Consider the following 10,406-nt stretch of genomic DNA (forward strand, 5'->3'; position numbering starts at 1 on the left):
CGCCGCCGTCATCTTTTCCGATATCTTGAGCCTACCGAACATGGTTCCCCCTGTATCTGGTGGAACCCCAGTGATTCATGGTTGCCGCTGGTTGGCAAGCCCCGCCGAGTCAGATCGAGCGTTCGCCGGTATCATAACGGCCCCGTTCATACTCCACCTTGCGCAGGTCATGGCCGTCGGCGACCAGTTGGTGGATCACCGCGGCGGGCGGCAGAACAGTTTCCGGGACACGGTCGTCGGCGACGGCCAGGACGGGAAGCGACAGGGCGGCGATGGTGGCGGCAATCAAGGTCTTCATGGGGGGTACTCCAGGGGGGTGGTTGCTGACAAGGACCTTAGCAACCCGCCCCGGAACCCAGGCTGAACGGTCGGTTCATGCGCCGTTCAAAAACAAAATCCCCCCGAAGGCCAAGCCCTCGGGGGGATTTGATCCGCTTAGACGTGCAGGGCGCGGCCCAGCACGGCCAGGCAGGCTTCCTTGACCGCCTCGCCCAGGCCGGGATGCGAGTGGCAGGTCCGGGCCACGTCTTCCGACGCCGCGCCGAATTCCATCGCCAGCACCAGCTCGGCCAGCAGGTCGCCGGCATTGGGGCCGACGATGTGGGCGCCCAGAACGCGGTCGGTAGTGGCGCAGGCCAGCACCTTGACGAAGCCCTCGGTCTCGTTCATCGAACGCGCCCGGCCGTTGGCGGTGAAGGGGAACTTGCCGGCCTTATAGGCGATGCCCTCGGCCTTCAGCTGTTCCTCGGTCTTGCCGACGGCGGCCACTTCCGGCCAGGTATAGACCACCGCCGGGATGACGTCGTAATTGACATGGCCGTGCTGGCCGGCCAGCTGCTCGGCCAGGGCCACGCCCTCTTCCTCGGCCTTGTGGGCCAGCATGGCGCCGCCGACCACGTCGCCGATGGCATAGATGCCCGGGACGTTGGTGCGGAAGTGCGAATCGACCTCGATGAAGCCGCGGGCATTGACGGCGACGCCGACCGCGTCCAGGCCCAGGCCGTCGGTGTAGGGCTTGCGGCCGATGGCCACCAGCACGACGTCGGCCTTGATTTCTTCCGATCCGCCGCCGGCCGCCGGCTCGACGGTGACGATGGCGCCCTTGCCCTTCTTCTCGACCTTGGTGACCTTGGTCGACAGCTTGAAGTTCATGCCCTGCTTGGCCAGGATCTTCTGCATCGACTTCGACACTTCGCCGTCATTGGTCGGCAGGATGCGATCCAGGAACTCGACCACGGTGATCTCGGCACCCAGGCGGCCCCACACGGTGCCCAGCTCCAGGCCGATGACGCCGCCGCCGATGACCACCATGCTTTTCGGGGTCTTGGCCAGCTTCAGCGCACCGGTGGACGACACGATGACCTCTTCGTCGATCTCGACGCCGGGCAGGCCCATGACGTCGGAACCGGTGGCGATGACGATCGCCTTGGCCGACAGAATCTTCTCGCCGTCCTTGCCCGTGACCTTGACCTGGCCCGGAGCGGTGATCTGGCCGGCACCGACCACATAGGTCACCTTGTTCTTCTTGAACAGGAACTCGATGCCCTTGGTGTTGTCGCCGACCACCTTGTCCTTGTGGCCCATCATGCTGTTCACGTCCATTTCCACCTTGGCCACCTTGACGCCGAAGGCGGCGTATTCATGGGCGGCGGCGTGAAAAGCGTGCGAGGCCGCCAGCAGTGCCTTGGACGGGATGCAGCCGACATTGAGGCAGGTGCCGCCCAAAGCGCCGCGCTTTTCCACGCAGGCGGTCTTCAGGCCCAGCTGGGCGGCGCGGATGGCGGCGACATAGCCACCGGGGCCACCGCCGATGATGACGACGTCGAAGGTGTTTTCGGACATGGGTTTCGTTCCTGGAAAATGGATAAACCACAGAGACACAGAGGCACAGAGAGGCCGTGCGCGCTTCGAGACACTGCCCTCTCGGTGTCTCTGTGCCTCTGTGGTGAATTTCTCTTACATCGCCAGCAGGATGCGCTGCGGGTCCTCAATGCATTCCTTGACGCGCACCAGGAAGCTGACCGCCTCGCGGCCATCGATGATGCGGTGGTCATAGGACAGCGCCAGATACATCATCGGGCGGGCCTCGATCTTGCCGTCGGGCATCACCATCGGGCGCTGCTGGACCTTGTGCATCCCCAGAATGCCCGATTGCGGCGTATTCAGGATCGGCGTGCTCATCAGCGAGCCATAGACGCCGCCATTCGAGATGGTGAAGGTGCCACCCGTCAGGTCTTCCATGGACAGCTTGCCGTCGCGGGCCTTCTTGCCCAGGGCAGCGATGGCCTGCTCGACACCGGCGAACGACAGCTGGTCGGCGTTGCGGACCACCGGGACCACCAGGCCCTGGGGGGTGCCGACGGCGACGCCGATGTCGTAGTACTTCTTGTAGACCAGATCTGTGCCGTCGATCTCGGCATTGACCGCCGGCCAGTCCTTCAGGGCCTCGATGCAGGCCTTCACGAAGAAGGACATGAAGCCCAGCTTGGTGCCGTGCTTCTTCTCGAACTGGTCCTTGTACTGATTACGCAGCGCGAACAGCGCGCCCATGTCGACCTCGTTGAAGGTGGTCAGCATGGCGGCGGTGTTCTGGGCTTCCTTCAGACGCTCGGCGATGCGCTTGCGCAAGCGGGTCATCGGCACGCGGTCTTCCAGGTCGGCCTTCGAGCGCGGACCCGAGGGCGCGGCCGGGGCCGGAGCGGCGGCCGGCTTGGCAATGGCGTCCTGGACGTCGCCCTTGGTGACGCGACCGCCCTTGCCCGAACCCGCGATGGAAGCGGTGTCGATGCCGGCTTCCGAGGCCATCTTGGCGGCTGACGGGAAGGCCGGGGCAGCCGCCGGAGCGGCGGCGACCGGGGCCGGAGCCGGGGCGGCGGCGGGGGCCGGGGCGGCAGCCGGGGCCGGAGCGGCGACGGCGCCGGTGCCAGCCCCGATCATGCCCAGCAGCGCACCCACTTCGACGGTCGTGCCGGCGGCGACGACGATCTGGCTCAAGACGCCGGCGGCCGGGGCGGGCACCTCGACGGTGACCTTGTCGGTTTCCAGCTCGACCAACGGCTCGTCGGCCTTGACGGCGTCGCCGACATTCTTGAACCACTTGGCGACGGTGGCTTCGCTAACGGATTCGCCCAGGGCGGGCACCTTGATTTCGGCGGTCATTGCTTTGGTTCCCTTATTCCGGGGCCTGCCCCCTTCGCGGGGAACAGGCCCGATTCTTTAAAGATGCCCGTGCCGGGCTGCTCAAACGCCGCTCGGGCTTTAAGCGTGCAGGCGCGACAGCTTGCTGGCGCGACGGAAGGGTTGCGGCAGATTGGCGACATCACCCGACAGCGCCATGTCGCAGATCCATTCCTGCTCGGCATTATGGGTCTTATAAAGTCCGGTCGCCGGCGAGGCCGCGGCGCGACGACCGCAATAGGCGGCACGCTTGGCGGTAATCTCCAGTTCCTCGCAGATATACTCGATGCGGCGGTCGACGAAGGTCCACGGCCCCATGTTGGCCGGCTCTTCCTGGACCCACAGCAGGTCGGCGTTCGGATAGCGGGCCAGCTCCTTCTTGATGGCGTCCTTCGGCCACGGATAAAGCTGCTCGACGCGAACGATGGCGACATCGTTGATGCCGCGCTTGGCCCGTTCCTCGTACAGGTCGTAATAGACCTTGCCCGAGCACAGGATGACGCGGCGCACCTTGACGTCGGGCACCAGATTGTCGGTCTCGCCCAGCACGCGGTAGAAGCGGGTGCCGGCGCCCATGCTGTCCAGCTTGCTGACGCACAGCTTGTGGCGCAGCAGGCTCTTGGGGCTCATGATGATCAGGGGCTTGCGGAAATTGCGGTGAATCTGGCGGCGCAGGGCGTGGAAATAGTTGCCCGGCGTCGAGATGTTGCACACCGACCAATTGTCCTCGGCCGACATCTGCAGATAGCGTTCCCAGCGGGCCGACGAATGTTCCGGCCCCTGGCCCTCATAGCCGTGCGGCAGCAGCATCACCAGGCCGGACATACGCAGCCACTTCGACTCGCCCGAATTGATGAACTGGTCGATGATGACCTGGGCGCCGTTGGCGAAGTCGCCGAACTGGCCTTCCCACAGGGTCAGGCCGTTGGGCTCGGTCAGCGAGAAGCCGTATTCGAAGCCCAGCACCGCCTCTTCCGACAGGGGGCTGTCGATCACCTCGAAATGGGCCTGGTCCGGGCGCAGCCGGTTCAGGGGCTCGAAGCGGGATTCGTTTTCCTGGTCGGTCAGGCGGCAATGGCGCTGCGAGAAGGTGCCGCGGCCGCAATCCTGACCGGACAGGCGGACCGGATGACCCTCGACCAGCAAGGTGCCGAACGCCAGCGCTTCCGCCGTCGCCCAGTCGATGCCGGCGCCCGTGTCCATCATTTCCTTCTTGGCCTGCATCTGGCGCAGGATCTTGCGATTGACGTTGAAGCCCTCGGGGATCTCGGCCAGCTTGTGGCCCAGGTCCTTCAAGATCTCGACGGCGACGCCGGTCTTGTCCTCGCGGTATTCTTCCTCGTCGGTCTGCTGGACCATGCCCAGCCACTTGCCTTCCAGCATGTCGGCCTTGTTGGGCTTGAAGGCCTTGGCCGCCTCGTAATCCTTTTCCAGCAATTCCTGGAAGGCGGTGACCAGGCCGCCCGCCTCGTCCTCGGTCAGGGTGCCTTCGGCCACCAGCTGGCGGGCATAGATGGCCCGGGTGGTCGGATGGCTGGCGATCTTCCTGTACATCAACGGCTGGGTGAAGGCCGGCTCGTCCGATTCGTTATGGCCGTGGCGGCGATAACAGATCATGTCGATCACCACGTCGGTCTGGAATTCCTGACGGAATTCCGTGGCGATGCGGGCGACGTGCACCACCGATTCCGGGTCGTCTGCATTGACGTGCAGGATCGGGGCCTGGACGCCCTTGGCGATGTCCGACGAATAGGGACCGGACCGCGAATATTGCGGGCTGGTGGTGAAGCCGATCTGGTTGTTGATGATGACGTGGATGGTGCCGCCGGTGCAGTAACCGGTCAGCTGCGACAGCAGCATGGTTTCCGGCACCACGCCCTGGCCGGCGAAGGCGGCGTCGCCGTGCAGCAACAGGCCCAGGACCTTCTTGCGCTCGGTGTCGTTCTTCTGCTGCTGCTTGGCACGCACGCGGCCGATCACCACGGGATCGACCACTTCCAGGTGGCTGGGATTGGCCTGGAGCGTCAGGTGGATGACATTGCCGTCGAAATCGCGGTCCGACGAGGTGCCCAGGTGATACTTGACGTCGCCCGAGCCCTGGACGTCCGACGGATTGGCCGGGTTGCCCTGGAATTCCGAGAAGATCGCCTGATAGGGCTTCTTCATGAAATTGGCGAGAACGTTCAGACGGCCGCGGTGGGCCATGCCGACCACCACTTCCTCGATGCCCAGCTGGCCGCCGCGCTTCAGGATCTGTTCAAGGGCCGGAATGACCGATTCGCCGCCTTCCAGGCCGAAGCGCTTGGTGCCGGTATATTTCAGCTGCAGGAAGCGCTCGAAGCCCTCGGCCTCGACCAGGCGTTCCAGGATGGCCTTCTTGCCGCGCGGGGTGAAGTCGGTGTGGTTGCGCACGCTTTCGATGCGCTTTTGCAGCCAGGCCTTCTGGTCGGGGTCCTGGATATGCATGAACTCGACGCCGATCTTGCCGCAATAGGTGGCGCGCACGATCTGGACGATCTGGCGCAACGTGGCGGTTTCCAGACCCAGGACGTTGTCCAGGAAGATCGGACGGTCGAGGTCGGCGTCGGTGAAGCCGTAGGAACGGTAATCCAGCTCGGGATGCGGCTCGCGGGCGGCGATGCCCAGCGGGTCCAGGTCGGCTTCCAGATGGCCGCGCACACGATAGACGCGGATCATCATCAGGGCGCGGACCGAATCGATCACCGCCTGGCGGATGTCGGCTTGCGAGGGAGCGGCGGCGGGAGCGGCGGGAGCGGCCTTGCCGTCCTTGCCCGCCTTCTTGGCGGCGGCGACGGCAGCGGCGGCGGCCTCGGGGTCGATGGCGCCGATGACCTTGACGTCGCGCTTGGCGCCGTCGGTGCCCTTGAAGTCGCGGGCGATGGCGGCTCCGTCATCCTTCAGGTTCTGGAAGAAGGCCAGCCACGACGGATCGACCGCGGCAGGGTCCTCGATGTAGCGGGCGTAAAGCTCGGCCAGAAACACGGCGTTGCCGCCGGACAGGAAGGAGGTTTCGTCAAACTGCTTCGTCATGGGGGCTGACGCGGGTTGATCCCGCATCCCTTTCACGTTTCAGGAGACACGAGGGCTACGCCGCCGGGCGCCGCTGATCACCACGGCGATATACACTGACAGAAAAAAGGCGGCCCGACGAGCCGGCGTACCGTCGGGCCGCTTCCTATTTTAGCCCTTCAGGACCTTCAGCATGGTCGAGCCGAGCGCCGCCGGCGAATCCGCCACGGCGATACCGGCCGAACGCATGGCCTCGATCTTGAAGTCGGCGGTGTCGTTGCCGCCCGAGATCACCGCACCGGCATGGCCCATGCGACGGCCCGGAGGAGCGGTACGACCGGCGATGAAACCGACGACCGGCTTCTTGATCTTCGAGGCGCGCAGGAACTCGGCGCCCTGGACCTCGGCGTCGCCGCCGATTTCGCCGATCATGATGATCGCCTGGGTCTCGGGATCGCCCAGGAACATGTCCAGGCAGTCGACGAAGTTGGTGCCGTTGATCGGATCGCCACCGATGCCGATGCAGGTGGTCTGGCCCAGGCCGGCGGCAGTGGTCTGCGCGACGGCTTCATAGGTCAGGGTACCCGAACGGGACACGATGCCGATCTTGCCGCGCTGGTGAATGTGACCGGGCATGATGCCGATCTTGCATTCACCCGGGGTGATGACACCCGGGCAGTTCGGGCCGACCAGGCGGGTCTTGGAACCCACCAGGGCGCGCTTGACGGCCAGCATGTCGGCGACCGGAATGCCTTCGGTGATGCACACCGCCAGATCCAGCTCGGCGTCGATGGCTTCCAGGATGGCGTCGGCGGCGAACGGCGGCGGCACGTAGATCACGGTGGCGTTGCAACCGGTCTTGGCCTTGGCCTCGGCGACGGTGTCGTACACCGGCAGGTCCAGGTGCTTGGTGCCACCCTTACCCGGGGTGACGCCGCCCACCATCTTGGTGCCATAGGCGATCGCCTGTTCGGAATGGAAGGTGCCCTGGGCTCCGGTGAAGCCCTGACAGATCACCTTGGTTTCCTTGCTAACGAGAACAGCCATCTTATGCAGCCTCCTTCACGGCCTTGACCACCTTTTCGGCGGCGTCGGCGAGGTTGTCGGCGGCAATGATCGGCAGGCCCGACTGCGCCATGATCTTCTTGCCCAGCTCGACGTTGGTGCCTTCCAGGCGAACCACCAGCGGGACATTCAGCGACACTTCACGGGCAGCGGCGACAACGCCTTCGGCGATGACGTCGCAGCGCATGATGCCGCCGAAGATGTTGACCAGGATGCCTTCGACGTTGGCGTCGGACAGGATCAGCTTGAACGCGGTGGTGACGCGCTCCTTGGTGGCGCCACCGCCGACATCCAGGAAGTTGGCCGGCTCGCCGCCGTACAGCTTGATGATGTCCATGGTGGCCATGGCCAGACCGGCACCGTTGACCATGCAGCCGATCGAGCCGTCCAGCTTGATGTAGTTCAGGCTGTGACGAGCGGCTTCCAGTTCGGCCGGGTCTTCTTCCGACTCGTCACGCAGCTCTTCGATGTCCTTGTGACGGAACAGCGCGCTGTCGTCGAAATTGACCTTGGCGTCCAGGGCGATCAGCTGGTCGTCACCGGTCACCACCAGCGGGTTGATCTCGACCACCGAGCAATCCAGATCCACGAACGCCTTGTACATGGCGGCCATGAACTTGACGGCAGCGCCGACCTGCTTGCCGGTCAGGCCCAGGCCGAAAGCCAGCTGGCGGCCATGGTACTGCTGGAAGCCCTGCACCGGATCGATGGCAGCCTTCAGGATCTTTTCCGGGTGCTTGTGAGCGACCTCTTCGATCTCCATGCCGCCCTCGGTCGAGGCCATGATGGTGATGCGCGAGGTGCCGCGGTCGATCAGAATGCCCAGATACAGTTCGCGACGGATGTCGCAGCCCTGCTCGATATAGACGCGCTTGACTTCCTTGCCCGCGGGGCCGGTCTGCAGGGTGACCAGCACCTTGCCCAGCATGGCGTCAGCAGCGTTGCCGACGTCCTCGACCGACTTGACGACGCGAACGCCGCCCTTGCCCGACGAGTCGCCTACAAAGGTGCCCTTGCCACGGCCGCCGGCATGGATCTGCGACTTGACGACCCACACCGGGCCGCCCAGGTCCTTGGCGACCTGGATCGCCTCGTCGGGGGTGTAGGCGACGCCGCCCTTCAGCACGGGAACGCCGTACTTGGAAAGCAGCTGCTTGCCCTGATACTCATGGATATTCATAGGGGGTTTGCTCCCTTGTGACTGGGATTTAGATGCCCATCAGGCCCTTGGCGGTCTTGACCAGACCACGGACGGCGTCGGCGGACTTGTTGAAGCCGGTCTGCTCTTCCGCGTTCAGCTCGATCTCCACCACGCGCTCGACGCCACCGGCACCGATCACCACCGGCACACCGACGAACACGTCGTCAGCCTGACCATAGGTGCCGGCCTTGACCTCGACGGCGCAGGGCAGGACCCGCTTCTTGTCCTTCAGATAGGCCTCGGCCATGGCGATACCAGAGGCGGCCGGAGCATAGAAGGCCGAACCGGTCTTCAGCAGATTGACGATCTCGGCGCCGCCGTCACGGGTGCGCTGAATGATCTTGTCCAGCTTCTCCTGGGTGGTCCAGCCCATCTTGACCAGATCCGGCAGCGGAATGCCGGCGACGGTCGAGTAACGGGCCAGCGGCACCATGGTGTCGCCGTGGCCGCCCAGCACGAAGGCGGTGACGTCCTCGACCGAGACGTTGAACTCTTCCGCCAGGAAGGTACGGAAGCGGGCCGAGTCCAGCACGCCGGCCATGCCGCAGATCATGTTCTTCGGAACGCCCGAGAAATGCTGCAGGGCCCACACCATCACGTCCAGCGGGTTGGTGATGCAGACGATGAAAGCGTCGGGGCAGTTTTCCTTGATGCCCTTGCCGACCGATTCCATCACCTTCAGGTTGATGCCGACCAGGTCGTCACGGCTCATGCCCGGCTTCCTGGGCACGCCGGCGGTGACGATGACCACATCCGAGCCCTTGATGGCCGAATAGTCGTTGGCGCCGGAATAGGCGCAGTTGACGCCCTCGACCGGAGTCGACTGCAGGATGTCCAGAGCCTTGCCCTGGGGGACGCCTTCGGCGATGTCGAACATCACCACATCGCCCAGCTCCTTCAAGCCGATGAGGTGGGCGAGCGTGCCGCCGATGTTGCCGGAGCCGACGAGAGCGATCTTCTTGCGTGCCATGAATGAGGTTCCCTCGAACTGTGGTTCGGAGTTCTGGTCGAACGGGTGGGCCGCGAAATTACACGTGGCCGGCATCCCGGGTGGCTTAGGTAACGCGATTCGCGCCCCAGGGCAAGGGGGATGACGCCCGCGCTGCAACATTAGAATCGGCTGATATTCGCGATATTCTCTCGGCTTGCGAGTCGCCGCCGGCCGGCGCCAGCCTAAACCCTTGGACTCGTTCGAATTTGCCTACCCGGGTCAGGTTTTAACCTACCCGACCGGGTGGTTCGACGTTTTTGGCATGGGCAGGACGGATGGAGGGAGGGCTACCCGTGCCGCGACCATCGGCGACAGCACTTCTGGTCAGAGAAGCGCGGGCTGCGCCCCGGTCAGCTTAAGAGCGGGAGCATGACCGTGACCTTGGGTTGCGGCACGAACACGCTCCAAATTGGCACGCCCAGTGGTGCGGCTCCTGGCTAAGGGCGTTCCGCCACGCGCCAACAATGCAGCGTTACCGACGGCCGCGCCCCCCATATCTTCATAGACCGCGACGAAACGCGGCTTGCCAGCAGCCAAAGTCGCCAGGCCCGCATTAAGAGTTCCCCCAGTTGCACCCGCCTCAATCACGATTGTCGCCTTGCTCAAGGCGACGATAAGAGCGTTTCTCTCCATGGTTCGAGAGCAGGGCTGTTCAACGCTAACGGAGTGATCGCTGGAGCGGCCTGAGGGTGAGCAAAAAAGACGATTCCCTCCGCGGGTTTTGTCTGAATCTATACGGGGCTCTCATCCCCTGAGGGTTGCCCCGATGCCGAGTTCGCTGCTGTCGCTGTTTTCGCAGGTTTCCGATCCCCGTCGCGGTCAGGGGAAGATGTCTGACGATCCGGATTTTGAGTACTTGATCGTCGATTCCACCATCGTTCGTGCCCACCAGCACGCCAGCGGCGCAAAAGGGGGGCTCAAAATCAGGCCATTGGCCGTTCT

General features: G+C 64.4%; 8 protein-coding genes and 1 pseudogene. 1 reads left to right on the forward strand and 8 read right to left on the reverse strand.

The window, feature by feature from the left end:
• Positions 1 to 109 precede the first annotated feature (109 nt).
• The 8 genes from A6A05_RS19000 to A6A05_RS22295 all read right to left on the reverse strand — a co-directional run bounded on the left by A6A05_RS19000 (position 110) and on the right by A6A05_RS22295 (position 10,097).
• Complete coding sequence (locus A6A05_RS19000; protein WP_068504632.1) at positions 110 to 298, reverse strand: hypothetical protein; 189 nt, start codon at positions 296 to 298, stop codon at positions 110 to 112.
• 137 nt (positions 299 to 435) lie between these two features.
• Positions 436 to 1,842 carry a dihydrolipoyl dehydrogenase gene (gene lpdA, locus A6A05_RS19005; RefSeq protein WP_068504634.1) on the reverse strand — a complete coding sequence of 469 codons (1,407 nt, stop codon included), beginning with the start codon at positions 1,840 to 1,842 and terminating at the stop codon, positions 436 to 438.
• A gap of 114 nt (positions 1,843 to 1,956) precedes the next feature.
• Positions 1,957 to 3,159, reverse strand: a complete 1,203-nt coding sequence (odhB, locus tag A6A05_RS19010) for a 2-oxoglutarate dehydrogenase complex dihydrolipoyllysine-residue succinyltransferase (RefSeq protein ID WP_068504636.1) — start codon at positions 3,157 to 3,159, stop codon at positions 1,957 to 1,959.
• 99 nt (positions 3,160 to 3,258) lie between these two features.
• Positions 3,259 to 6,228 (reverse strand): 2-oxoglutarate dehydrogenase E1 component, encoded by a 2,970-nt coding sequence (locus tag A6A05_RS19015; RefSeq protein WP_068504638.1) that lies wholly within the window; start codon positions 6,226 to 6,228, stop codon positions 3,259 to 3,261.
• Positions 6,229 to 6,378: 150 nt separating this feature from the next.
• Positions 6,379 to 7,254, reverse strand: a complete 876-nt coding sequence (gene sucD / locus A6A05_RS19020) for a succinate--CoA ligase subunit alpha (RefSeq protein WP_068504640.1) — start codon at positions 7,252 to 7,254, stop codon at positions 6,379 to 6,381.
• Between the two features lies 1 nt (position 7,255).
• Positions 7,256 to 8,452, reverse strand: coding sequence for an ADP-forming succinate--CoA ligase subunit beta (gene sucC / locus A6A05_RS19025; protein WP_068504642.1), 1,197 nt, complete (start codon positions 8,450 to 8,452; stop codon positions 7,256 to 7,258).
• A gap of 28 nt (positions 8,453 to 8,480) precedes the next feature.
• The gene (mdh, locus tag A6A05_RS19030; RefSeq protein ID WP_068504644.1) at positions 8,481 to 9,443 is read right to left on the reverse strand and encodes a malate dehydrogenase; all 963 of its coding nucleotides are present in this window, start codon (positions 9,441 to 9,443) and stop codon (positions 8,481 to 8,483) included.
• A 345-nt stretch (positions 9,444 to 9,788) separates the two neighbouring features.
• Positions 9,789 to 10,097, reverse strand: a complete 309-nt coding sequence (locus A6A05_RS22295) for a DNA-processing protein DprA (protein WP_483807287.1) — start codon at positions 10,095 to 10,097, stop codon at positions 9,789 to 9,791.
• Positions 10,098 to 10,293: 196 nt separating this feature from the next.
• On the opposite strand from A6A05_RS22295, the pseudogene A6A05_RS20440 reads away from it, so the two are divergent.
• Positions 10,294 to 10,406 (forward strand): annotated as a pseudogene (locus tag A6A05_RS20440) (IS5/IS1182 family transposase); the annotation flags it as partial.

It is taken from the genome of Magnetospirillum moscoviense (assembly GCF_001650635.1).
Classification (GTDB): Bacteria; Pseudomonadota; Alphaproteobacteria; order Rhodospirillales; family Magnetospirillaceae; genus Magnetospirillum; species Magnetospirillum moscoviense.

Bases quoted from the DNA above. Each gene is read 5' to 3' on its own strand.
- sucD (WP_068504640.1), bottom strand. From the start codon at position 7,254: ATGGCTGTTCTCGTTAGCAAGGAAACCAAGGTGATCTGTCAGGGCTTC.
- A6A05_RS22295 (WP_483807287.1), bottom strand. From the start codon at position 10,097: ATGGAGAGAAACGCTCTTATCGTCGCCTTGAGCAAGGCGACAATCGTG.
- odhB (WP_068504636.1), bottom strand. From the start codon at position 3,159: ATGACCGCCGAAATCAAGGTGCCCGCCCTGGGCGAATCCGTTAGCGAA.
- A6A05_RS19000 (WP_068504632.1), bottom strand. From the start codon at position 298: ATGAAGACCTTGATTGCCGCCACCATCGCCGCCCTGTCGCTTCCCGTC.
- lpdA (WP_068504634.1), bottom strand. From the start codon at position 1,842: ATGTCCGAAAACACCTTCGACGTCGTCATCATCGGCGGTGGCCCCGGT.
- mdh (WP_068504644.1), bottom strand. From the start codon at position 9,443: ATGGCACGCAAGAAGATCGCTCTCGTCGGCTCCGGCAACATCGGCGGC.
- sucC (WP_068504642.1), bottom strand. From the start codon at position 8,452: ATGAATATCCATGAGTATCAGGGCAAGCAGCTGCTTTCCAAGTACGGC.
- A6A05_RS19015 (WP_068504638.1), bottom strand. From the start codon at position 6,228: ATGACGAAGCAGTTTGACGAAACCTCCTTCCTGTCCGGCGGCAACGCC.